Origin of the sequence: Flavobacterium jumunjinense (assembly GCF_021650975.2) — a bacterium.
GTDB classification, from domain to species: domain Bacteria; phylum Bacteroidota; class Bacteroidia; order Flavobacteriales; family Flavobacteriaceae; genus Flavobacterium; species Flavobacterium jumunjinense.
On the sequence record NZ_CP091285.1, the window covers coordinates 1,433,350 to 1,456,783 of the forward strand.

The following is a 23,434-nucleotide window of genomic DNA, read 5'->3' on the forward strand; positions in this document are numbered from 1 at the left end:
GATTTATTTCACTTTTAAGGTTTCTCTAAGTTTTTCCATAAGGAAACTTCCTCCATTATTTAAAATCTCAGTTGCGCAGTTTCTTCCAAAAAAAGTATAATCCTCAAAATTACAACTTTTTTTGATTTCATAGTTTTCTTTTCCGTCTAAAGAATGAAGTACACCTTCAAAATAAATCTTTTCACCCTCAAATTTTGCAAGCGCACCAATTGGAGCTGTACAACCACCTTCTAAAGTTTTTAAAAATTGTCTTTCAATGAATGTACAAATTTCAGTTTCTTTATGATTTAATTGTGAAAGCGCTTCTTTTGTATATGTATCATTTTCCATAGCAACAACTAACATTGCTCCTTGTGCAGGTGCAGGAACCATCCAATCTAAATTCATATAGGTGTCTGGTTTTAAATTGATACGTTCTAAGCCAGCGGCAGCAAAAATAGCTCCATCCCAAGTATTATCTTTCAATTTTTGCATGCGTGTATTTACATTACCACGTAAATCTTCAACAATATGGGAAGGATATTTGTTAAGCCATTGTGCTTTTCGTCTTAAACTACCTGATGCGATTGTTCCATTTGTGTTTAAAAAGTCTAAACTTCCTTTATGTACAAGAATATCTAGTGTGTTCGCTCTTTTTAAAACTGCTGCTTGGACTATTCCAATTGGTAATGCAGTTGGAACATCTTTCATCGAATGTACTGCAATATCAATTTCACCCTTTAGCATTGCAATGTCTAAAGTTTTTGTAAAAATTCCAGTAATCCCTAATTCATATAAGGGTTTGTCTAAGATGATATCTCCTGTTGATTTTACAGCAACAATCTCTGTTGAATAACCTAAATCGTTTAACTTTTTTTGAACAGTATGTGCTTGCCAAAGAGCTAACTCACTATCTCTTGTTCCTATGCGTATTGTTTTTTTCAAAAGGGGGATTTTAATTATTTAAACGAAATACTTTTTCGATCCATTCAATACTTTCATCAACCATTGTATCTTCGTCTTTTAGATGATTTGCAAAATGAGTTGTGATTTTTTGTATAATTCGATTGCTTATTATCTCAGCTTGTTCTTCATTAAAATTATCCAATTTTTTACGTTGATAATTTAATTCAGATTGCTTTATTAAAGCTAATTTTTCTTTTAGAGAATGTATTGTTGGTGCAAATTTTCTCGCTTTTGTCCAGCTTAAAAATTCTTCAATGATATCTTCAATGATTGCCTCAGCTGCAGGAATGTGTAGTTTTCTTTTTTCTATTGTCTCGTCTGTAACTTGAGAAAGGTAATCTAAATGTACAAGTGTTACTCCTTCAATATCTGAAACGTTACTGTTAACGTTTTTTGGTATAGATAAATCTAAAATTAATAGCGGTTTTTTTAGTTTTAAAACTTCAGAATCAATTGTAGGGTTTTGTGCTCCTGTAGCAACAATTAGTACATCTGCTTTTTGAATTTCTAATTGTAAGTTAGCATAGTCTTTAACAAGCAGATTAAATTTACCAGCAATTTTTTCTGCTTTTTCTTTTGTTCTGTTAATTAGAACGATATGGTCATTTTTAGTATGTTTTACTAAGTTTTCACACGTGTTTCTACCTATTTTTCCTGTACCAAATAGTAAGATATTTTTATTGCCAATATCTTCTACATTATTCATAATATATTGTACAGAAGCAAAAGAAACAGAAGTCGCACCTGAACTGATTTGGGTTTCATTTTTTACTCTTTTGCTAGCTTGAATAACTGCATTTACTAGTCGTTCTTTATAAGAGTTTGCAAGGCCAAGTTTTTTACTCGCTACAAAACCAGATTTTATTTGAGAGATAATTTCAAAATCTCCTAAAATCTGACTATCTAAACCCGTTCCTACTCTAAAAAGATGATTTATAGCTTCTTTATTTTTGTAAACATAGGCTACTTTTTGAAAATCTTCAACAGTACCATTACTGTGCTCACAAAGTAATTTTATTAATTGAAATGGGTGTTGCGAAAAACCATATATCTCGGTTCTATTACAAGTTGAAATTAGAATTAAAGATTCTATACCATCTTCTTTTGCTTGAAGGAGTATGTCTTCTTTACTTTTTTCATCTAAACTAAATTTTCCTCTCATTTCAGCATCTGCTTTTTTATAGCTTAAGCCAATGGCATAAAAAGTAGTGTGCTTCAATCCTGTAGTATTATCCATAAATTGTACTTTGCTTAAAGTAAGAACAAAATTACTGTAGTCGCTTTTATAAAAGTAACGCTCAAAGGACTTTTTGTGTCGATTGCAGAATTTTTATAAAAATAATGTTCAGGTTTTATATTTTCACCTATTTTTGTAGTAGAATTAGCTGTTGGGAATTTATTTATTTATAATGAATCTAAATAAATTCAAAATGACAAGTTCAAAATCACTCTTAAAAAATAACGCTATGAGTTCTTTTGAAGAAATAAAAATAGAGCAAGATTTCACATTACTTCGTTTTCAAAATGATTCGGAAATAATGGAACGAATTGAAAAACAAGTGAAAACAGGTTTGATTCAATTTCATTTTAACCTAAAAGGTAAAGCAAAATTTATTTTTAATCAGAGAAGTTATGCATTAGATTTAAACGAAGAGAAATCGTTACTTCTTTATAACCCTCAAAAAGAATTGCCGTTGCATTTAGAAGTGAGTCCGAAAACATGGGTTATTTCTGTTTTAATTTCAATAAAGAAATTTCATGCCTTGTTTTCAAATGAAGCAGAAGTAATACCTTTTCTAAGTCAAGAAAATTTAGACAAAAAATATTATGGAGAAGAAGATATAAGTCCTTCAATGGCAATTGTTCTCAATCAAATATTTCATTATAATCAAAATTCATCTATTAAAAATCTCTATCTAAAAGGAAAAGGATATGAATTAATGAGTTTGTATTTTAATCAAAATGAAGATCCAAATGCAGAACATTGTCCATTCTTAATTGATGAGGAAAATGTACTTAAGATAAAAAAAGCTAAAGAAATAATTATTGAAAACATGGCTGAGCCACCTGGCTTGCAAGAATTGGCAGATAGAGTAGGGTTAACACTGAAGAAATTGAAAGTAGGTTTTAAACAAATTTATGGAGATAGTGTTTATAGCTTTTTGTTTGATTATAAAATGGAATACGCCCGAAAAATGCTAGATTCTGGTTCTTATAATGTTAATGAAGTAGGTTTAAAAGTAGGGTATAGTACTTCGAGTCATTTTATAGCGGCCTTCAAGAAAAAATTTGGAACAACACCAAAAAAATATTTAATGAATTTAAATTTGAATGTTTAGTATTAACGTACAATATCAAATTATTGAATACTACAATAGATAAAAAAAAGTTAAGGAGTCTTAGTAAGCTATTAAGATTAATTACTTTTATCGAACTTTTATAAAGAAGAAAATAAAATAGAAATAATAATGAAAGGAGTATTATTAGTAAACTTAGGTTCACCAGAAAGTCCAACACCTAAAGATGTAAAGCCTTATTTAGATGAGTTCTTAATGGATAAATATGTAATTGACGTTCCGTTTTTATTACGAGCTTTATTAGTAAGAGGAATTATTCTTCAAACAAGACCTAAAAAATCTGCAGCTGCATACAAAAAAATCTGGTGGGAAGAAGGTTCTCCGTTAATAGTTCTTTCAAAAAGGATGAAAGAAAAAGTAGAGAAAGATGTTAGCGTTCCTGTTTCTTTAGCCATGCGTTATGGAAATCCAAGTATAGAATTTGGATTACAAGAATTGAGTGATAAAGGAGTAACAGAAGTATTATTGTTTCCACTATATCCGCAACATGCAATGGCTTCAACGGTAACAATTTTAGTTTTGGCGGAAGAATTGCGTAAGAAGAAGTTTCCACACATGAGTTTTACGATTGTTCCTGCATTTTATAATCAAAAAGATTATGTTAGGGATTTATCAAACTCCATTAAAAAACATTTAGAAGGCTTTGATTATGATCATTTATTATTCTCATATCATGGAATTCCAGAACGTCATATAAGAAAAACAGACGTAACAAAAGGTCATTGTAAAATTGACGGAAGTTGTTGTAATATACCTTCTCCAGCTCACGAATTTTGTTATCGTCACCAATGTTATGAAACGACAAAACAAGTAGTTGAATTTTTAGGAATTGAAGAAGGAAAATACAGTCAAACTTTTCAATCACGTTTAGCAGGAGATAAATGGTTAACGCCATATACTGATGTTGAGATTAATAAAATGCCAGAAAAAGGGATTAAGAAGTTAGCAGTGGTTACACCAGCATTCGTTGCAGATTGTTTAGAAACATTGGAAGAAATAGCTATGGAAGCAAATCATGAATTTAAAGCTCATGGTGGAGAAGAGTTTAGAGCAATTCCTTGTTTAAATGATGATGATGATTGGTGTAAAACGTTGAGCCGTTGGATTGATCAATGGGCTTTTCAAAATGAAGAACAAAAAGCATAATGGCAGTTTCTTCTAAAGAATTAGGATCATTAGATATAAAAAAATTATTGATTAAACAATCGGTACCCGCTTCTATAGGTATTTTGTTTATGTCAATTAACATACTAATAGACACTATCTTTGTAGGACAGTGGATTGGTTCATTGGCAATAGCAGCTGTTTCAGTGGTATTGCCAATTACTTTTTTAATATCCTCCTTAGGAATGGCCTTAGGTATTGGAGGAAGTTCAATTATTTCAAGAGCATTAGGAGCGGAAGACAAAGAAAAAGCACTCTTAACGTTTGGAAATCAGTTAATGATGACGATTTTACTTGCTGTACTATCTGTTGTTGTTGGTTTGTTTTACTCGGATGAGGTTTTGTTGCTCTTTGGAGCAAACGGAGCAATTAAAGAACCCGCTAAGGAATTTTTTATGCCTGTTTTATATGGAGTGCCTTTTTTAGCACTTAGTATGATGGGTAATACAGTAATTAGAGCAGAAGGGAAGCCAAAGTTTGCCATGATGGCTATGATTATTCCTGCTTTTAGTAATATTATATTAGATATTATTTTTATAAAATTTCTAAATTTAGGTATGTTTGGAGCAGCTCTAGCTACTTCAATTTCTTATTTTATGTGCTTTGCTTTCATTCTTTGGTTCTTTATTTATAGAAGTGAATTGAAACCGCAGTTGAAGCATTTTTTATTGCAACAAAAAGTAGTGTCTGAAATTTCTTCTTTAGGTTTTGTAACCTTTGCAAGACAAGGAGTTGTCGCAATTTTATCAATAATCTTAAATCATACCTTATTTACCTATGGTGGAGAAGATTCTGTTGCAATCTATGGAATTATAAGTAGAATGCTAATGTTTGCATTGTTTCCAATTCTAGGAGTAACACAAGGGTTTTTGCCAATTGCAGGTTATAATTATGGTGCAAAATTATATGCACGTGTAAATGAGTCTATCACAACATCAATAAAGTGGGCTGCGTTTTTAGCAACAATAATTTTTGTAGTTATCTTAGTATTTGCGAGCTCTATCGTAACGATATTTACTACAGACGCAAAAATAATTGCTGAAACACCAAATGCATTACGAATTATATTTGCAGCATCTCCAATTATTGCCATACAACTAATCGGTGCGGCCTATTTTCAAGCAGCAGGAAAAGCAATTCCAGCATTACTATTAACACTTACTAAACAAGGGTTTTTCTTAATTCCTTTAGTACTTGTTTTACCAAATTATTATGGTATTTTTGGAGTATGGATTTCTTTTCCAATTGCAGATATTTTGGCAACATTAGTAACAGCATTCTTTTTAAGAAGGGAAATGAAGCGGGAATTAGTTTAATTAGACTTCACATTATTTGAGAGTTTATATTGTGAGTCTTTAAAGATAAATGGAACATATTTAAGATTCTAAACAAATAAATTTATACATACTATGAAAAAATGTTTTGTACTTTTTGTTGTTTCTGTTTTTGTTGTTTCTTGTTCAATACCAAAATATGTTTTTGATAATAAAGGACAATCTACAGGTGTCGATTTTACTACTGGAAAATGGTTGTTAAACAATGTTGACGCTCCTTCAAATGTTGAAAATCAATTAACAGCATTGGTTCTGAAAGATTTTAAAGGTTTCCTAAATGACAGAGTAATTCCTATTAATGAAGCAAAAGGCTTGTTATTGCCAAGGAAAATAAATGTTAACCCTGATAAGAAAACATTAGAAGATTTAAAAAAAGGAACAAATTTTAATTTTTTCATTAATATAAAAGCTTCAAAAACCAAAGAAGATTTTGGATCGGTAGATTTAACTCCCAGTAGATTCAACGACGGGGGAATGAACCAAAGTGAAGTGCTTTTAGAAGTATATGATTTAAATATTGCAGAAATTATATATTCTCAAAGAGTAATTGGTTCAACAGAACTGTCTCAAGACAATCAAGATGTTCACATATCAAAATCCTCCCAATCACTTTTAATAGGCGCATATAAAAAGTTAATAAAAGATATAGAGAAAAAGTCTATAAAATAAATACAATGGAATATAATTATATAAAATCACTTCATCTAATTTTTGTTATAACATGGTTCGCTGGGCTTTTTTATATTGTTCGTCTGTTTGTTTATCATGCAGAAGCAAAATTGAAGGAACAACCAGAACAAGATATTTTAATAAAACAATATCAATTAATGCAATATAGATTGTGGTATATAATTACTTGGCCAAGCGCTGTATTAGCTAGTTTATTTGCTTTTTACTTATTATACTTAAATCCTAATTGGTTAACGCAATCATGGATGCATGTTAAATTGGCATTTGTTTTGCTACTCTACATTTATCATTTAAAATGTCATCAAATATTTAAACAGTTGCAAAATGATGAGGTAAAGCATAGTTCCAACTTTTTTAGAATTTGGAATGAAGGTGCAACAATTATTTTATTTGCAGTGGTTTTTTTAGTAATTTTAAAAAGTGCAATAAATTGGATTTTTGGTGTAGTCGGTATTATTACTTTTTCTGTTTTGATAATGCTAGGATTTAAATTTTACAAACGAATTAGAGAAAAAAATAAAGAATAGTATATATCGTGTTTACTTTAAAAATAAAAAAATTATCACTACGAGTAAGAATATTTTTATCAATGATATTCTTAACCCTAATTGCGTCTATTTTAATTGCATTGGTATCCTATTATCAATTTAAAAAAGAGGCAAGAGAATACCATCAAGACAGATTAGAACGTAAAGAAAACGCAATTATTGAGAATATTAATTATGTTTTAAATAATACAACCTATTTGTTAACTACAGAAAATATTCAATTTATATTTAAAGATAAAATTCACGAATTAGCCGATATTCATAGTTTAGAAATTAACTTTTTTAACCTAAATGGAAATTTATTAATATCATCCAAACCTGTTTTTAAAATGGATAGTATTAAACCGAAAATTAATTCTTCTACTTTAAAAATATTAAGAGGAACAATTGAGAAAAGGTATGTTGAATTCACAAAAATTGACGGACTACCATATCGAACTTCCTATAGTTATATTAAAGACAATAAGTTTAAACCATTAGCTATTTTAAGTCTTCCTTATGAAGAAGATACGGAGTTTTATGATAATGAAATTAGAAACTTCCTAATTCGATTTAGTCAGGTATATTTCTTGATGTTTTTAATTGCTATTTTCCTGTCTTACTTTTTATCAAGTTATATTACAAAATCATTAAAAATAATTTCAGATAAAATTCAAGAAACCAATTTCAATCAATTAAACCAAAAAATTGAATTAGAAGAAGGTAGTAGAGAAATTAATCTTTTGATAGAATCATATAACAATATGGTTGATAAATTAGAAGATAGTGCTACAAAATTAGCACAAAGTGAAAGAGAGCAGGCTTGGAGAGAAATGGCAAAACAAGTAGCACATGAAATTAAAAATCCATTAACACCAATGCGATTAACGGTGCAAAGTTTTCAAAGACGTTTTGACGAAAATGACCCTAAGATTAAAGAAAAACTAGATGACTTCTCTAAAACTTTAATACAACAAATCGATACGATGAGTTCTGTGGCAAGTGCTTTTTCAAATTTTGCTTCTATGCCGGCACAACAAAATGAAACATTAAATGTTGTTAAAATTGTGCAACTAGCATTAGAAATTTTTAATGAAGATTTTATTGAGTATTCTTTTATAGATGAAGAAATAATTGCCCGTTTAGATAGGACTCAGTTAATTAGAGTAATAACGAATTTAGTTAAAAATGCAATACAATCTTTGCCAGAAGAACAAGAAAATAAATCGGTTTTAGTTCGTATTTTTAAAGAAGACAACGAAGTTAAAATAGAAGTAAAAGACAACGGTAAAGGAGTTTCTGAACAAAACAAAGCAAGAATTTTCGAACCAAAATTTACCACTAAATCAAGTGGAATGGGGTTAGGGCTAGCTATCATTAAAAAAATAATTGAAAACTATAACGGAAGAATAACATTTGAAAGTAAAGAAGGAGTAGGTACAACTTTCCTTGTGTGCTTTCCGATAACATCATAAATAAAGAAATGGAAAATATTTTAATTGAAAAACAAGAAAACATTGCAATTGTAACCATTAACAGACCAGAAAAATTGAATGCTTTAAACAAAGCAACAATCTTGGAACTGCATGAAGGTTTTAAAACTCTTAATGAGGATGCAAGCATAAAAGCAATAATTATTACAGGTAGTGGTGAAAAAGCATTTGTTGCTGGAGCAGATATATCTGAATTTGCCCATTTTTCGGAAGAAGACGGTGGGAAATTGGCAGCAAAAGGACAAGAATTATTGTTCGATTTTGTGGAAAATTTAAGTACACCAGTTATAGCTGCTGTAAACGGTTTTGCATTAGGAGGAGGATTAGAATTGGCAATGGCTTGTCATTTTAGAGTAGCTTCAGATAATGCAAGAATGGGGTTGCCAGAAGTAACATTAGGAGTAATTCCTGGATATGGAGGAACACAGCGTTTATCGCAATTAGTAGGTAAAGGAAGAGCAATGGAAATGATAATGACAGCAGGAATGATAGATGCTACTACAGCAAAAGAGAGTGGACTTGTTAATCATGTTGTAGCTCAAGCAGATTTAATTGAGTTTACAAAAGGAATTGCTTCAAAAATTGTTAGAAACTCTAGTGTTGCTATTTCTAAAGCTATCCAAGCGGTAAATGCTAATTTTAAAGACGGAGTAAACGGTTTTGAAGTAGAAATCGAGAATTTTGGAGCTTGTTTTGGAACCGAACACTTTAAAGAAGGAACAACCGCATTTTTAGAGAAAAGGAAAGCGAATTTTAAATAGAAAGAATACGATATTTTAAAAAGGCTGTTTGAAAACTTCAAACAGCCTTTTTTGTTTTCTTAGATTGAATATGAAACTACACGTTCTGTATTTTCAGAAAAATTTTCATTAAACACTGTAGTTACAAAATTCCATTTCGATTCTACAGTACTAGAAGTAAAATGAACCGTTAAATAGCCTCTGTCGGAAGCATTTAAATAATTAAGATCATCAATTAGTACTTGCATTGCCGTTTCAAAACCACCAATGGCAGAAGCATCAAGTCCTAAATATTTTTCTAAACCAGGAGAAGTCACAGAGGAAGTCGCAAATTCTCTTCCTTTTCCATTGGCATTACTATCATTTAAGTTACTATACCAAGCATTGTGTGTGTCTCCAGCAAGACAGATGATTTTTTTATTTCCAAAACTATTGTAAAGTATTTCTCTTTCTACAGGATAACCATCCCAAGCGTCTAAATTATAAGGTAGCACTGTTGTTATTCTTCCAATTTCTGCATTAGTAAGTGTTGGGTCTCCATTAGTATAGCGTAATTTTATACTAACAAGTTCTGTTAGTGTTTGTTGAAACTGTTGTAATGCTGCTGCAGAACCTCCTAATACAGAACCTAGACCAATTAATAATTCAGCAGGAATCATCATTTTTCCCATTAATACTTGTTGCCCTAAAACTTGCCAAGGAGCACTACTTCCTGTTACTTGTGATATTAGCCAATTTCTTTGTGTTGTTCCAAGTAGTGTTCGGTTTGGATTTAATAAATCGGTTTGAAAACTTGGAATGTCAAAGTTTCCAGAATTATCAAAATAATTAGAGTATTCTAATTGTTTATCACGTCCAATTACACGTGTGTCTAGCATTACTAAATTAACAAGGTTTCCAATATTGAAATTTCTATAGATCAAATTAATGTCATTTGTTTTCATAGGTAGAAATTCACTATAAGCTTTAATTGCATCTGCTTTTCTTGCTTCAAAACTTCCTTCGTTTGGCTGATGATTTTCTGCACCATCTTTATAGGTGTCATTGGCTATTTCATGATCATCCCAAACACAAATGAATGGTTTCTTTTGATGCGCTAATTGTAAGTTTTTATCCGTACGATATTGTTTATAACGTGCTCTATAATCATTTAATGTTATAATTTCATTTGCTGGAGAATGCTTTCTGTTTAATGCATTTGTATATTCATTAGTACCATATTCTTCTTGTGCATATTCATAAATGTAATCGCCAAGATGTACAATAATATCAGCATTAGAATTAGCCATTGCCTGGTAAACATTAAATAAACCAGCAGGATAATTTGCACAAGAACAAACCGCTAATGTAACTGCATTTGTAGCAACAGGTAGTGTAATTGTTTCACCAATTACAGAAACACTTCTGTCTTCTTGATTAAAGAAACGATAATATAGTTTTTTATCGGCTTCTAAATTCTGAAGTTCAATGGCAATTGTATAATCTCGTGAGTTATCTGTAGTTACTCCTCCACTTCTAAAAACGGTTTCAAATTTAGCATCATAAGCTACTTGCCAAAGTATTTTAACACTAGGTTTTCCAGTGTTATATCGTGTCCAAATAATTATTTGGTTATGAGTTGGGTCAAAACTAGCTACTCCATGTGCAAAATTATCATTTGAATAATCATCTGGCACACCAAAAACACTATCATCATCTGAGCAACTAATAAAGTTGGGAGCTAAAAGAATTCCTCCAGTTGTTAAAATAGAATTGATTAAAAATCGCCTTCTTGACAAAGAATTTTGACTCATTATTTCTGTATTTAAATTTTTACAAAATTCAAATATTAGATTTAAGAAGGTATTATTTAGAGATTAATTAACTATTAAAAAATAAGTTTCAAAAGTGTTGAAAAAAGTAAGTTGTTAAAGAAAAGAACAAGAATTCATCATTTTAATATTAAATGATAGAAAATGAAAAATAGTTGTTATTTTTCACCTTCCCATTCTGCATAAAATTGCGACAAGAATTTCTCCATGAAAATATGTCTATCTTTTGCAATTTTTTTTCCAGTTTCGGTATTCATTTTATCTTTAAGAAGTAGTAGTTTTTCATAAAAATGATTCAATGTTGGAGCATCACTGTTTTTATACTCTTCTTTGCTCATATTCAATTGAGGTTGAATATTCGGATTATATAATGCTCTGTCTTTGAAACCACCATAATTGAAAGTCCTAGCAATTCCTATTGCACCAAGAGCATCTAAACGATCAGCATCTTGAACAATATCAAGCTCTTTAGATGCGAATTTTTTGTCGAAATTTCCACCTTTAAAGGAAATGTTTTCAATAATAGCAATAACATGGTTTATGGTGTTTTTGTCTACATTTTGACTTTCTAAAAAAGTAGTTGCTATTTTAGGACCAACAGTTTCATCTCCATCATGAAATTTACTGTCGGCAATGTCATGTAACAGAGCACCTAGTTTTACAATTTCAAGATTACATTCTTCATCTTTAGCAATTAAAAGAGCATTTTTATAAACCCGTTCAATGTGAAACCAATCATGTCCTCCTTCTGCATTTTGAAGCTTCTCTTTTACGAAATGTATTGTAGTATCAATTAATTGCATTTTTAACTTTTATATATATTTTGGAATCTATTTATCAAAGACAGCAATAGCTCTAACTGGAGAACCTGTACCACCTCTTATTTTTAAAGGAAGAGCGATGAATTGAAAACGTCCTCGTGCGACTAATTGATTAAGGTTAATCATGTTTTCATAATGAGTAAAACCCATTTCACCACAAATATAATGGACTTCTTTATTGGTTAATTTAGGAATTCCTGGCGACATAGTTTCTACACCAAAAGCAGCTATCTTTTTTTGACCTAACCATCTTGTTGCTTCAGCGGTTAGACCAGGACCATTGTTCCAGTTTTCTGTGCCAAAATAATTTCTATAATGATCTGTATAGAATAATACGGTGTCTCCTTTTTTTATTTCTAACTTATCTTTTTCACAAGCTTTCTCAATGTCTTCAATAGAAATTAATTCTTTCAATTTTTTATATGAGAAATCTAGGCAGATGCCTTCTGTATAGAACATCGAAAGTGGCATTTTATCTATAGATTGGTCTTTAAATTCTTTTCCCATGTGATTAATAGCATCAACATGTGTCCCTGTATGCTCTCCAAGTTCTAATTTGTAAACACTAGGTGTTTCGGTTGTAGGGTCTAATTCTTTATTCCATTGCTCATGAGTTGCATGAACAGTAAAAGATACTTCTGGAAGCCCATTGAAAACAGGCATTCCAGAATATATTTCTTGACTTAAGTCGATGATTTCTTTCACTAAAAAACGAAAACGATTATTTGATTAAAGCAGGTTGTACCCATTTGAATACATGTCCAGTTTCTGGAATCACTATTCTTTCAGATACTCTTGCCATACGAGCAGGAAGTTTCATAAGGAAATCTCTCGCTTTTTCAGCTTCATCAGTTAAATTAACAATTTTATCAATTTCCCATTTATCAATTAATTTTTGCATAATATCTACATAATCATTTGCAGTGTAGACACCAATTCTTTGTGCAGAATCTGAAAATTGTTCAAAAGCAGTACTAATTTTTTGACCTGATTCTCTTAGGAAATGTGCAGGCATTGTAATTTTATGTTTCATCATGTGCTGAAAAGCCAACATCATTTCACTTGGATCTACTTCGAAAATTCGACTTACAAATGTGCTATATGCTTGATGATGACGCATTTCGTCTCCAGCAATTAAACGACACATTTTTGCCAATTTATTATCACCAAACTTCTTTGCCATTTGTGCCACTCTATTATGAGAAACATATGTAGCTAATTCTTGAAAACTAGTATAAACAAAATTCTTATATGGATCGTTACTTGTTCCAATATCAAAACCATCATTGATTAGGTGTTGGGTTGTCATTTCAATTTCGCGCATATCAACACGACCAGATAAATATAAATATTTGTTTAAGGTATCACCATGACGGTTTTCCTCTCCTGTCCATTGTCTAACCCATTTGCTCCAGCCATTTCCACCATTATCTTGGTCTACACCCTCGACTTGCATTAGCCAAGATTCATAAGTTGGTAAAGCTTCTTCTGTAATTGTGTCACCAACAAGAACTACCCAAAAATCATAAGGTAAATCTTTTGCAATTTCTCTTAGTTCTTTTACTTCTTCAAAAAATTTTTCGTTTTGAGAGTCTGGAAGTAAATCGGTTGGTTGCCAAATTTTTTCTACAGGAATTAGAAATTCATCTACAAAAGAATCGATTTTCTTTTCTAGAAACTGCATTACTTCTAAGCGTACATTTTTTATTGACATTTTAATTATTTTTTTATGTGTTGTGTAATTATTGCTTCAGTTTTTTCAAAAATAGCATCAAATGAATATTCTGAAATTTTTAAAGGTTCGTGTACTTGAAATTCTAATTTATTCCCTAACCCAAGCGGAAATTTTCCAAATCGAGTCATTTTCCAAGAATTATTTATTGTAATAGGTGCAAAATAAGCATCTGGAGCAAATTTATAGAGCATTTTTAATCCATTAACAGAAAATGGTTTAGGTACTCCAGTTTTACTTCTTGTTCCTTCAGGGAAAATAACAACGGAATAGTTGTTTTGGTTAATAAACTCGGCACATTTTTTTATTTCTGCAAGAGACTGTTTTCCATCTTTTCTATCGATAAGAGCAGAACCACCGTTTCTTAAATTATAGGAAACACTTGGAATTCCTTTACCTAATTCTTTTTTACTTATGAATTTCGGATGCCAACCGCGTAAGAACCAAATTATGGGTGGAATATCGTACAGACTTTGATGGTTTGCAACAATGATTAATGGAACGTTTTTTGGAAGTTTTTCAATTCCTTTGAAAGAATGTGTTGTCCCAAGAACAAGTGTACTTCTTACCAAGAACAAGTTCATTATTGCAACACATTTCTTGTGTGCATTATATCCAAAAATATTAAAGCACAACCATTGAATTGGATGAAATACGCACAGCCAAAATAGAAACAAAAATGTATACAATATAGAAATTGGGTAAGAAATAATCTTTTGCATAACTCTTTAACGTTTAGACAAAGGTACTATTAAAAACAAAAAAAAACATTAGAATCACTAATGGTTTTTTTGTTTAAAAAGTAAAATTGATTGGTTAGTCTATAATTGTGCAAACACCATCAACACAGCCAATGTTTGTGGGAGGATTTACAATTGCACAATCAGAAATTGCATTAATTTGGATATTATACGCATCATCTAAATTATTGTATTCATTTACCATTTGTTGTAGTGTTGGTAAATCGATATCATTTGAGAAAACTAAATATTCTCTTGGACCACCACAAGGTTTTGCTCCAAACGCAATACTATTACAGCCAGAAGAATTAGCACAAGAAAAACTATTGATATAATCTGTGATTTCAGTTTTTTTAGCATCTAATTGTTCAGGTGTAATGTTTGTTGGCAAAACATCGTCTTCACATTGAAAACTCTGTAAAAGTAATGCAAGCATTAAAATTCGTATTATAATTTTCATAGCATTTTTATATAAAAGATACACATTATTGTTTTTGGTTGCGTAAAAAAGAAAAACCCTTTCAAATTTTATTTTGAAAGGGTCTTTTTATTATTGTTTTAAAGGCTAGCAATGTTCGCTATATGCATCTTTTAAATTTTCTGCAATTAATTCTGCTGGTCTTCCTTCAATATGATGACGCTCTAACATGTGAACTAATTCACCGTTTTTAAACAATGCCATACATGGTGAAGAAGGAGGGAAGGGAAACATATGTTCTCTTGCTTTGTCAACAGCTTCTTTATCTACTCCTGCAAAAACAGTTACAATTTGAGTTGGTTTTTTTGCATTATCTAAACTCATTTTTGCTCCAGGTCTTGCATTTCTAGCTGCACATCCACAAACTGAATTTATAACGACTAAAGTTGTTCCTTCTTTTGCTAATACTGCATCAACGTCATTAGCATTATGTAATTCTTGAAAACCAGCTTCTGTAAGCTCAGCTCTCATTGGTTTTACCATTTCTTCTGGATACATATTTTTTATTTTAAATTTCTTATTAGGTGTTTAGATTTTATAAAATCCGATACAAAGATAATGAGAATTATAAACTTAAGAATTAAAGAAATCATAAAGATTTATTATAATGCTATAAACAGATTTAAAATTTAAAAACTCTTCTAATCAATGCTTTTATAAAAGGTGTTTTTGGACATTTCAGGATAACTTTTAAATCTTCCCAATAGTTAGTTTCTTCATCTAAAAATTTAAAAATAAGATTTGGATTTCCTTTTTTGAAAAGTGAAGAAAAAACAGTCGATCCTAAATTATTGTTTTTAAATAGCACCTCTATAAATAATAGATCATACAACCAAAATTTGTCTTTCTTATGAAATTTTCTAAAATCAACTTCATGAGTTAAAAATTGGGTTAGTGCTTTGGATTTCTTTGTTACATTTTTGAAAGTAAAACCAGTACTTGCTTTTGTCCAACCGCCAGCAGAACCAATATTTACAATGTTTTTTGTGTTTTGTTTCCAAAATTCATAACATGTCATTGGAATATTGCCTTGCTCTTTTTCAATTATATGATAGTCATTTATCCCTAGGTTTTTAATGTAATTGACAATTCCATTTTCATATTCTTCTTTTGGAAGTAAATCTTTAGAAAACAAAGTATACTCAATTAAAGCTTCTGTTGAAGAGGTTGGTAAAACATACATGAAACGTGTATTTCCTTTTTGTGAGATAGAAAAATCCATAAATGTAGCGCAACTAGAATCAAAGACAGGTTCTTTAGATTTGATAAACCAACCAATAAAATGCTGCTGTAGTAAAGGGAATTTTGTTTGTGATTTAACAATCTCAATATCTAGGATAGAATTGAAAACTTTCTTACATTCAAAACTGCTTTTTTCGGTTCTTACTATACAGTGACTATTTAAATCTTCAAAATGAGTTACTTTTTCATTTATAAACGTAATATTTTTTTGTTTTGAAATTGTATTAAAAACATAATTGTAGAAATCTATTGCCTTAATCATTTTATATTGATAAGGTGAAAAATTTAATTGTGTCTTTGTTGTTGTATTTGAAAAAAAAGCCTTGTTCCAAGTTTTGGAAATTATTGCTTCAAAAAGAGTTGAATTATCCCAGAAACACCAAGTTCTATCATTATACTTTTTAAGGTTTTCATCGATTAATAGGAAAGATTTATCTTGGAACTTCCCTGAAAGTATCATTTCATAGACAGTCATTAAAGCAGATAGCCCAGAACCGGTAAAGATATAATGATAATGTTGCATTTTTCAAAGATATTGAAGTAATATAAAAAACAAAAGCCAATCTTTTATTAAGATTGACTTTCTAACTAATTAAATATAACGCGTAATTGTTTAAAGTGTTTTTAGGAACTCAAGTATTTTTGTTCTATCGGCTAGCGATAAGTTTTTAAAACTATTTTTTGCATTTAAAGCTTCTCCACCATGCCATAAAATAGCTTCTTCAATACTTCTTGCTCTTCCATCATGAAGAAGAAATGTATGATTGTTAACTGTTGGAATGAGTCCAATTCCCCATAAAGGAGGTGTTCTCCATTCATTTCCTGTGGCTAAATAATCAGGGGCGTTGTCTGCTAATCCATTACCCATATCGTGTAATAATAAATCCGTGTAAGGTCGAATTACTTGATTTCTAAACGCTGCGATAGCATAGTTATTACTTGTTGTATGTTTAGGAATGTGACACTTTACACATTGTAATTCTTCAAATAATTTTTTTCCAGCTAGAATATTTTGATTGTCATAATTTCTTCTAGCAGGTACTGAAAGTGAACTAGAATACAAGACTACTTTATCTAAAGTTTCATCTGTTATTTCTGGATTCCCTCCATTTGGAGCAGGTGTTCCATTGAAATTACTAGGATAGTTTTCGTTAGGGAAAATGGAAGATGTAATACCAATATCTCCGGCAAAAGCTCCTGCAACTTGCTGTTTTACGCTTGGTTGGTTTGCTTTCCAACCAAATCTTCCCATTTTTATTGATTGACTTTCCACGTCGAAAACATAATTAGCTTTTCCAGAAATTCCATCACCATCTGCATCGTTCGTGTCTTGTAAACCTAATAAGGTTGCTTCAGGAATGGCTTCTAATAATCCCATACCAATCATTTGATTTGCAATTCTTGGAGAAACCTGTGTTGAAGCAGATAATGGACCATACCCTAATTGTCCAATAGAATATATTGGTTTGCGAAGTTCAATACTAGTTCCATCGGCATAGACTTCATTAAAATACTGATAGGTTATTGTGTAATTACCTTGTGTAGTTTGACCTGCAATTGCAATATCTTGTAATTGACCACCATAAATAGGATCAGGCAAATAGCCACCATGTGCATCTGTTTGTGGAATATTTAAACGTAACAATAAACCTTTTGCCAAATCACCATCGAAAGCAGGTGGTCTTCCTCTTCCATCTTTAAAGTGACAACTCGAACATGCTATGGCATTAAAAAAAGGCCCTAAACCATCTCTAGCTGTAGCTGTAGCGGGCGAAGTTATCCAGTTTTGTCTAAAAAAAGAATTTCCTATTCCAAAATCAATTTGTTGACTCGAAGTTAAACTGAAACTAAAAAAACCAAAGGCTTCTGCAGAAGTATTAAAAGTGGTCCCATTTTGTCCTCCAGAGTATTGTTCTTCCACTTCTGGAATTAATTGATAATCGGAATCATCATTAGTACTACAGCTGAATAGGAAAACACTTATTAATAAAAAATAATATAATTTACAGTTTAACTTCATTTTTATTATTGAATTGTTATACCTAATTTTTCAGCACCTGCTTTTAAGTTTGAACCTAAAAGTTGCATAGCATCAAAAGCACTTTTCACTTTCGCTCCTTCTATAGAAGTTGGACCATTAGCAATGGCTAAATCGAAAGGAATTAATGTAGCATTTGTTTTTGAAACGGCATCAGTTATAGCATTTGAAGTATCGTTTGCAGCCGTTGTGTTTACAGAATTAACTAAATCTTCTAATGATTCACCAGCAACCGATCCATAAGTTCCTTTGTATACATTAATTACACCTTTAAGGTTTAATCTAACATCTCTATGCGTGTTGTCACTAAAACAAGAATGTTCATCTTCTTGGTCTTGATTGTATAATGCTGTACTAACACGTTCAACGGCTAATTCAGAGTAAACAAGTACTATTGCACCAGTAAATATTTTAGTTATGGCAGTTTTATTATTTAAACTTACAAATTGATTTCTATACGTTCCATTAGGTTTCCATTGGTCTACTAAATAATCTAAATGATCCGTTAACAAATCGGCACAAATGCTTAAATATTGTCTTCTTCTATTTTGATTTGCAGCTGTTCCGCCATCAACATAATCAGTATATTGTCTTTGTCCAGCAAGATTTGCACTTGGAATCGTTAAATCTTGACCCCAAAGTAAGAATTCAATTGCATGATAACCAACACTTACATTTGTTTCATTAGCTTCGTCAATCGCATTTAAATCTACTAATAAAGTTTTAGTTATATTAGGATAAGTTACTAAATCATTTATGATACCAGAATTTACAGCTCCATTTACATAATCAATGTAATTCTCATCTAATGGCCAAGAGTTCAATAATGCTTCTGGTCCGTTCGCATCGTCAATTGGACCATCAATAAAACGAAAAGCTTCAGTAGTACCATAACTTTCACGAGCTGTTTTCCATGCATTTTTAGCATTATCAAAAAGTGTTTGATCTGGATTAGCAATAAAAGCATTTATTGCTGTTTCTAAACTAACAGCATCATTATATGATTGTAAATAGTTTTCATACACTAAATTAGCATAATTTTCTATGACTTTATCTTCTAGTATTTCTCTACTATTATCTGTAGTTTCGTCATCTTTTTGACAAGAATTAAATGCTAAACCTGTTATCAAAACTAAGGTTGATAATTTTAATATGGATAATTTTTTCATGTTTTGTATTTTATTTTGCAAACCTATAAATTTATTTAGACTTAATACAAATAAATCTTGAAAAAAATCCAAGATTTATCTGTAAGGTTAAAAATATTTAAAAAAATGCTTTTTTTAATTGAGTATTGATTTATTGTAGAGTAATGATTTCCAGTCTCTATAATGCACAAATAGTAGATATAAATTTGCAACTAAAAGTGCTGTAACTAGTACTAATTCTCCAATTTCATGAGGTTCGAGATAAAGATGAAATAAAAAGATATTGATGGTTAACGGAAAAGTTACAAATGCCCCAATTTTTGCAAAAACTTGACTTACTAAAAGAAAACCTGCAAGAAGTTCCATAATTCCTAAGAACGGCCAGAAATATCCAGTTTGTTTCATTCCAAAAATATAGTTTTTTATAACTAGAACGGTTTCATTTGGAGCAATTTCTTCTCCATTTTTTACTTGTTCAATAACTTTATCTGGACGTGGTGTTTCTCCTTTAAATTTTCCAATTCCACCATAGATCATGAATCCTCCAACAAAAAGATTTAGCGCTATTATTATGATTTTTAATAGTTTCATATTAGTTTAATTTTGAATATTCAAAAGTTGTTGTACCTCTTTCACTAGCAGTATTTAACATAGCTGTAAATTTTACTTTGTATAAATTTCCTGCGGTATCTTTAATTACATAAAAACGATCTGTTTTTACTGATGGAGAAGGATATGTTGATCTCCAATTTGAACCAATTGCTCTTCTATCTTTAGCATCATTTGTTGCAAAATTAGAAGTAATTACATTGCTTTCTACGAAAGTATCATAGGCAAAATCACTTGTTGAAACACTATAAGCAACTGTTCCAGATAAAGCATTTGTTAGAACTACATCGCTATAGAAATAAGAAACATCTTGCCCGTTATATTGTGTATAATTCATAAAAGGAGTAAGGTTTAAATCCCATTTGTTTTTCTCTGGTTCTGCAGCTACTACATTGTTTGTAATTAAACTGAAAAAGGTGTGATTGAAAGCTGCATTTTTAGTAACAACAACTTCATTGTGAGTAGTAGCATCTATATCTGCATATTGTAATTTATAGTTACTTCCATCTCTTAGAATTCTAATTTTTTTCCAACCTCTATTATTTCCAGTTAAGGCTGTTCCCGTTCCAGATGCATTTGTTGTTGCAACATCTTGACCTAAGTTGACTAAGTAAACTTTATTGTCACTATCTGTTGCAGAAATTTCAGCAATTGAAGTACCAGATAAATTACCGTAAGGTTGATCGATATATGGAGCACTTGTTGGACTATAATTTCCAGTGGTTACATTCGCATCGGCAGTTTGCACTTCATCAATATTTGTAGTTGCTAATTGTTTTACAGCAAATTTATTGATAGCTGGGTTTAATACTACTCTAAATTCATTACCAGAATGAAATCCTAATTCCCAAGCAGTTCTTGAAATTGAAGTTTTTGTTCCAGAACTTAAGTCGATAAATACCTGATTTGGAAGTGTATTTCCTCCATTTTCTACTACAGATGTATTAGTTGTTATGGCAGTTTCATTGAAATTTAATTGCGTACTGTTTGTTGCAGTTGGAATCTCAATATTTGAAAGAGAACTAGAAGCAATTGTGAATTTCACATTTTTTGTTTCTCCTTCTATTGCTTCAATTAATTTTGTAAAAGTAAATGTTGCATTACTCGCGCTTGCAGTAAAAGGTACTGAAATTGTTGTTCCAGAACTTGTTGGATTCGTGTTGAAATCGGTTCCATTAGTAACATTTGTTGGCACAACATTTAAAATAATAGTTCCAGCAGATGTTGCAGGACTTGAAAAAGCAATTGTAACGGTTGTTTCGGTAGCAGAAAGATTAATTTCTGAATTCATGAATGCTGCTTGAATAGTTGACAATGTTTCTGCGTCGTCGTCTTTACTACAACCAAAAATGGTTATAGCAATTATAGATAAAAATAATAGGACATTTTTTTTCATGGTAATATAAATATTTAGTTAATAATTCAAATTGTATGCGATTTTAATAAAGTAGGAGCGACCATATCCAAGGAGAATAGTAGATGAATTGCTATGTGCACCTGCAATTGTGCCTTGATTTGCATTGGTTACGTTTAATAAATTTCGTGCTCCAAGATTAATTTCAAGTTGTTTTTTATAGAAGAACTTTCTAACTGAAGCATCTAGAAAAGAGTAATTATCAATTTCAGAAAGTTTATAAACGGTTTCATTGTTTTCTACGCTACTAATAAATTGTTGTTGTTTCCCATTAAATTTATAATAGGCAGAAAATTGAATATTGCTTTTCGGAACTTCATAAGAAAGACTTCCGTTTAATTGTAGGTTATATAAAAACCGATCATCAGATTTTGCTTCTCCATTATCTATAACCTGAGAAATTCCAACATATATTAATCCAGTAGAAAAATTCCAATTTTTATAGTGCAATTGATGTGTGGTTGAAACATTCCACATTTTATAGGAATTAATATTAATGTATTGATATATTGGATCTGTTGTTCCAGTTTCGAAACCAACGAATGCCATATCAATACGGTCATCAACATTCAAAAATGCAGATGAAACTTGGTTCGACATTTTTAATTGAGAAGAAAGAAAGGCTGTTTTTTTTAAGTTAAAATCGTATGAAGTACTTTGTTCAGGAACTAAATTCTCATTGCCATAGAATTGATGACCTGAAAATTTTATTTTAGAATATAATTCTTCAAAAGTGGGTACTCTAAAAGATTTTCCCATAGATGAGCGTACTTCAATATTATTTTCAAATAAATAGCGTAAACCTATTGAGCTGGCTGTTTGATTATCAAATTTTGATTGAATTGAAGCTCTAATTCCAGTTCTAACTAATAATTTTTTAGTTGCTTTAATTTCTGATGCTATAAAGAAATCATAATTTTCAAATCGTTTTCTTACTAATATCAAGGATTGATTTTCACCATTTACTAAAGCATGGCCAAGATTATTTACAAGTTCATATCCTATTTGCAAATCGGCTTTCTTATTTTTAAAAAAGTTACTAATTGTTCCTGTTGAATATAAAACTTCAGCAGATTGATTTGTTGTTGTACTATTTCCTTCTTCATTATTGTTTTGGAAATTATATATAAAATCTTCGGTTTCTCTACTTTGTTTTTGATGAGAGATAGATACATTATATTTTAAAGAAAATAATGTTCCAACACTATTCAAATGATGATAAAACCGAGCTGTTTTGTAACGCTTATCTTTTGCAAACGTATTTGCTCCAAAAGGAGGATTAGCAATGACTAATAGCGTTGGATTGTAATAATCTATATTCTCATTTAAGTAATCGAATTTATAAAAAGCCCTAAATGCGTTTTTCTTATAAGAAAGCATTCCGTTTGTGAAATATTGCAATTTTGGAAGCCAAGTATAGCCTCTTTTTCCGTCAGATTCTGTGTGATTTTCTCCTTTTCTAGTATCTAAATAGCCTTTAAAATCATTTCTATTAACTCCTATTGAGCCAAACCAATTATCATTTATTTTATTAGAAACTTTAACGGTTTGAATATGTTTTCCTTTATTAAAAACAGCATATTCTTTTCCAACAGTTTCTTCTTGTACGCTTGCTGAAATTTCCCATTCGTTCTGCGAATTTTTCTTTGTTATTATATTTAGAATTCCTGTTACAGCACCAGCACCATGAGTTACACCCATAGAACCTTCTATAATTTCTATTTGCTCAATATCATCTAGATTAATTTGGGTTAAATCGATATTGTTTCCTAAGCTATTATCACTAACAATAGGAATATTGTCTACAAGTATTTTAAAATAACTACCATCTAAGCCAAACATAGAAACGGTTGAACGACCCGTTCCTGAACTTGGAACAATGGTAATATTTAGGTATTGATTTAACACGTCGGATAAATTATTTGCTGCTAATTTTTTTAGATCATTATTTGTTATAACTCTGACATTATGAACTGATTTTTTTAGAGATTGTGGTTCGAACTGAGCAGTTACAACAACTTCATTTAGTTTGTTAGTAGTTATACTGTCTTTTTTTAAATCCTGCGTAAACCCCTTAAAAAACAAAGGGATTAGAAAGATATAGAGTAGTCTTTTTTTCATTATTTAGAAAGGTTCTTAATAAATTTTGGT

22 protein-coding genes are annotated in these 23,434 nt (G+C 30.6%); 7 read left to right on the plus strand and 15 right to left on the minus strand.

Annotated features, from left to right (window positions below; all coding sequences use genetic code 11):
* Positions 1-3: 3 nt before the first annotated feature.
* Both hemC and hemA read right to left on the minus strand, forming a co-directional pair.
* A complete protein-coding gene (hemC, locus tag L2Z92_RS06485; RefSeq protein ID WP_236458023.1) occupies positions 4-924 on the minus strand; it encodes a hydroxymethylbilane synthase in 921 nt (306 codons plus the stop codon).
* 10 nt (positions 925-934) lie between these two features.
* A complete protein-coding gene (gene hemA / locus L2Z92_RS06490) occupies positions 935-2,182 on the minus strand; it encodes a glutamyl-tRNA reductase (RefSeq protein ID WP_236458024.1) in 1,248 nt (415 codons plus the stop codon).
* Between the two features lie 229 nt (positions 2,183-2,411).
* On the opposite strand from hemA, the gene L2Z92_RS06495 reads away from it, so the two are divergent.
* From L2Z92_RS06495 to L2Z92_RS06525, 7 genes are all read left to right on the plus strand, one after another.
* Positions 2,412-3,284, plus strand: a complete 873-nt coding sequence (locus L2Z92_RS06495; RefSeq protein WP_236458025.1) for a helix-turn-helix transcriptional regulator — start codon at positions 2,412-2,414, stop codon at positions 3,282-3,284.
* 129 nt (positions 3,285-3,413) lie between these two features.
* Positions 3,414-4,448: a ferrochelatase gene (gene hemH / locus L2Z92_RS06500; RefSeq protein ID WP_236458026.1), complete on the plus strand. Its 1,035-nt coding sequence runs from the start codon at positions 3,414-3,416 to the stop codon at positions 4,446-4,448.
* The gene (locus tag L2Z92_RS06505) at positions 4,448-5,782 is read left to right on the plus strand and encodes an MATE family efflux transporter (RefSeq protein WP_236458027.1); all 1,335 of its coding nucleotides are present in this window, start codon (positions 4,448-4,450) and stop codon (positions 5,780-5,782) included. The genes hemH and L2Z92_RS06505 overlap by 1 nt, the downstream gene beginning before the upstream one ends.
* 93 nt (positions 5,783-5,875) lie before the next feature.
* Entirely contained in the window at positions 5,876-6,469 is a 594-nt protein-coding gene (locus L2Z92_RS06510; RefSeq protein WP_236458028.1) for a hypothetical protein, read from the plus strand.
* Positions 6,470-6,474: 5 nt separating this feature from the next.
* Positions 6,475-7,017 (plus strand): CopD family protein, encoded by a 543-nt coding sequence (locus L2Z92_RS06515; protein WP_236458029.1) that lies wholly within the window; start codon positions 6,475-6,477, stop codon positions 7,015-7,017.
* Positions 7,018-7,079: 62 nt separating this feature from the next.
* Complete coding sequence (locus L2Z92_RS06520; protein WP_236458030.1) at positions 7,080-8,492, plus strand: sensor histidine kinase; 1,413 nt, start codon at positions 7,080-7,082, stop codon at positions 8,490-8,492.
* 8 nt (positions 8,493-8,500) lie between these two features.
* Complete coding sequence (locus L2Z92_RS06525; RefSeq protein ID WP_236458031.1) at positions 8,501-9,271, plus strand: enoyl-CoA hydratase/isomerase family protein; 771 nt, start codon at positions 8,501-8,503, stop codon at positions 9,269-9,271.
* A 59-nt stretch (positions 9,272-9,330) separates the two neighbouring features.
* On the opposite strand, the gene L2Z92_RS06530 is transcribed toward L2Z92_RS06525, so the two are convergent.
* The 13 genes from L2Z92_RS06530 to L2Z92_RS06590 all read right to left on the minus strand — a co-directional run bounded on the left by L2Z92_RS06530 (position 9,331) and on the right by L2Z92_RS06590 (position 23,404).
* The gene (locus L2Z92_RS06530; protein WP_236458032.1) at positions 9,331-11,043 is read right to left on the minus strand and encodes an alkaline phosphatase D family protein; all 1,713 of its coding nucleotides are present in this window, start codon (positions 11,041-11,043) and stop codon (positions 9,331-9,333) included.
* A 176-nt stretch (positions 11,044-11,219) separates the two neighbouring features.
* Positions 11,220-11,864 (minus strand): HD domain-containing protein, encoded by a 645-nt coding sequence (locus tag L2Z92_RS06535; RefSeq protein WP_236458033.1) that lies wholly within the window; start codon positions 11,862-11,864, stop codon positions 11,220-11,222.
* 27 nt (positions 11,865-11,891) lie between these two features.
* Positions 11,892-12,587: a cyclase family protein gene (locus L2Z92_RS06540; protein WP_236458034.1), complete on the minus strand. Its 696-nt coding sequence runs from the start codon at positions 12,585-12,587 to the stop codon at positions 11,892-11,894.
* A 16-nt stretch (positions 12,588-12,603) separates the two neighbouring features.
* Positions 12,604-13,596 carry an acyl-ACP desaturase gene (locus tag L2Z92_RS06545; RefSeq protein WP_236458035.1) on the minus strand — a complete coding sequence of 331 codons (993 nt, stop codon included), beginning with the start codon at positions 13,594-13,596 and terminating at the stop codon, positions 12,604-12,606.
* A gap of 5 nt (positions 13,597-13,601) precedes the next feature.
* Positions 13,602-14,336 carry a lysophospholipid acyltransferase family protein gene (locus tag L2Z92_RS06550; RefSeq protein WP_236458036.1) on the minus strand — a complete coding sequence of 245 codons (735 nt, stop codon included), beginning with the start codon at positions 14,334-14,336 and terminating at the stop codon, positions 13,602-13,604.
* A 94-nt stretch (positions 14,337-14,430) separates the two neighbouring features.
* On the minus strand, positions 14,431-14,814 hold the full coding sequence (locus L2Z92_RS06555; RefSeq protein WP_236458037.1) for a hypothetical protein: 384 nt from the start codon (positions 14,812-14,814) through the stop codon (positions 14,431-14,433).
* Between the two features lie 105 nt (positions 14,815-14,919).
* Positions 14,920-15,330, minus strand: a complete 411-nt coding sequence (locus L2Z92_RS06560) for a BrxA/BrxB family bacilliredoxin (RefSeq protein ID WP_236458038.1) — start codon at positions 15,328-15,330, stop codon at positions 14,920-14,922.
* A 124-nt stretch (positions 15,331-15,454) separates the two neighbouring features.
* Positions 15,455-16,597, minus strand: coding sequence for a lycopene cyclase family protein (locus tag L2Z92_RS06565; protein WP_236458039.1), 1,143 nt, complete (start codon positions 16,595-16,597; stop codon positions 15,455-15,457).
* A 90-nt stretch (positions 16,598-16,687) separates the two neighbouring features.
* Positions 16,688-18,094 (minus strand): di-heme oxidoreductase family protein, encoded by a 1,407-nt coding sequence (locus tag L2Z92_RS06570; RefSeq protein ID WP_236458040.1) that lies wholly within the window; start codon positions 18,092-18,094, stop codon positions 16,688-16,690.
* 5 nt (positions 18,095-18,099) lie between these two features.
* Complete coding sequence (locus L2Z92_RS06575; RefSeq protein ID WP_236458041.1) at positions 18,100-19,281, minus strand: imelysin family protein; 1,182 nt, start codon at positions 19,279-19,281, stop codon at positions 18,100-18,102.
* Positions 19,282-19,395: 114 nt separating this feature from the next.
* On the minus strand, positions 19,396-19,851 hold the full coding sequence (locus L2Z92_RS06580; RefSeq protein ID WP_236458042.1) for a DoxX family membrane protein: 456 nt from the start codon (positions 19,849-19,851) through the stop codon (positions 19,396-19,398).
* A 1-nt stretch (position 19,852) separates the two neighbouring features.
* Positions 19,853-21,265, minus strand: a complete 1,413-nt coding sequence (locus L2Z92_RS06585) for an HmuY family protein (protein WP_236458043.1) — start codon at positions 21,263-21,265, stop codon at positions 19,853-19,855.
* Positions 21,266-21,283: 18 nt separating this feature from the next.
* Positions 21,284-23,404 (minus strand): TonB-dependent receptor plug domain-containing protein, encoded by a 2,121-nt coding sequence (locus L2Z92_RS06590; protein WP_236458044.1) that lies wholly within the window; start codon positions 23,402-23,404, stop codon positions 21,284-21,286.
* Between the last annotated feature and the right edge of the window lie 30 nt (positions 23,405-23,434).

Excerpts from the sequence above, each read along its gene's own strand:
- L2Z92_RS06530 (WP_236458032.1), bottom strand. The coding sequence starts at position 11,043 with ATGAGTCAAAATTCTTTGTCAAGAAGGCGATTTTTAATCAATTCTATT.
- L2Z92_RS06515 (WP_236458029.1), top strand. The coding sequence starts at position 6,475 with ATGGAATATAATTATATAAAATCACTTCATCTAATTTTTGTTATAACA.
- L2Z92_RS06565 (WP_236458039.1), bottom strand. The coding sequence starts at position 16,597 with ATGCAACATTATCATTATATCTTTACCGGTTCTGGGCTATCTGCTTTA.
- L2Z92_RS06545 (WP_236458035.1), bottom strand. The coding sequence starts at position 13,596 with ATGTCAATAAAAAATGTACGCTTAGAAGTAATGCAGTTTCTAGAAAAG.
- L2Z92_RS06550 (WP_236458036.1), bottom strand. The coding sequence starts at position 14,336 with ATGCAAAAGATTATTTCTTACCCAATTTCTATATTGTATACATTTTTG.
- L2Z92_RS06510 (WP_236458028.1), top strand. The coding sequence starts at position 5,876 with ATGAAAAAATGTTTTGTACTTTTTGTTGTTTCTGTTTTTGTTGTTTCT.
- L2Z92_RS06535 (WP_236458033.1), bottom strand. The coding sequence starts at position 11,864 with ATGCAATTAATTGATACTACAATACATTTCGTAAAAGAGAAGCTTCAA.
- L2Z92_RS06585 (WP_236458043.1), bottom strand. The coding sequence starts at position 21,265 with ATGAAAAAAAATGTCCTATTATTTTTATCTATAATTGCTATAACCATT.
- L2Z92_RS06575 (WP_236458041.1), bottom strand. The coding sequence starts at position 19,281 with ATGAAAAAATTATCCATATTAAAATTATCAACCTTAGTTTTGATAACA.
- L2Z92_RS06495 (WP_236458025.1), top strand. The coding sequence starts at position 2,412 with ATGAGTTCTTTTGAAGAAATAAAAATAGAGCAAGATTTCACATTACTT.
- L2Z92_RS06555 (WP_236458037.1), bottom strand. The coding sequence starts at position 14,814 with ATGAAAATTATAATACGAATTTTAATGCTTGCATTACTTTTACAGAGT.
- L2Z92_RS06520 (WP_236458030.1), top strand. The coding sequence starts at position 7,080 with ATGATATTCTTAACCCTAATTGCGTCTATTTTAATTGCATTGGTATCC.
- L2Z92_RS06525 (WP_236458031.1), top strand. The coding sequence starts at position 8,501 with ATGGAAAATATTTTAATTGAAAAACAAGAAAACATTGCAATTGTAACC.
- L2Z92_RS06505 (WP_236458027.1), top strand. The coding sequence starts at position 4,448 with ATGGCAGTTTCTTCTAAAGAATTAGGATCATTAGATATAAAAAAATTA.
- hemH (WP_236458026.1), top strand. The coding sequence starts at position 3,414 with ATGAAAGGAGTATTATTAGTAAACTTAGGTTCACCAGAAAGTCCAACA.
- L2Z92_RS06590 (WP_236458044.1), bottom strand. The coding sequence starts at position 23,404 with ATGAAAAAAAGACTACTCTATATCTTTCTAATCCCTTTGTTTTTTAAG.
- L2Z92_RS06560 (WP_236458038.1), bottom strand. The coding sequence starts at position 15,330 with ATGTATCCAGAAGAAATGGTAAAACCAATGAGAGCTGAGCTTACAGAA.
- L2Z92_RS06580 (WP_236458042.1), bottom strand. The coding sequence starts at position 19,851 with ATGAAACTATTAAAAATCATAATAATAGCGCTAAATCTTTTTGTTGGA.
- hemA (WP_236458024.1), bottom strand. The coding sequence starts at position 2,182 with ATGGATAATACTACAGGATTGAAGCACACTACTTTTTATGCCATTGGC.
- L2Z92_RS06570 (WP_236458040.1), bottom strand. The coding sequence starts at position 18,094 with ATGAAGTTAAACTGTAAATTATATTATTTTTTATTAATAAGTGTTTTC.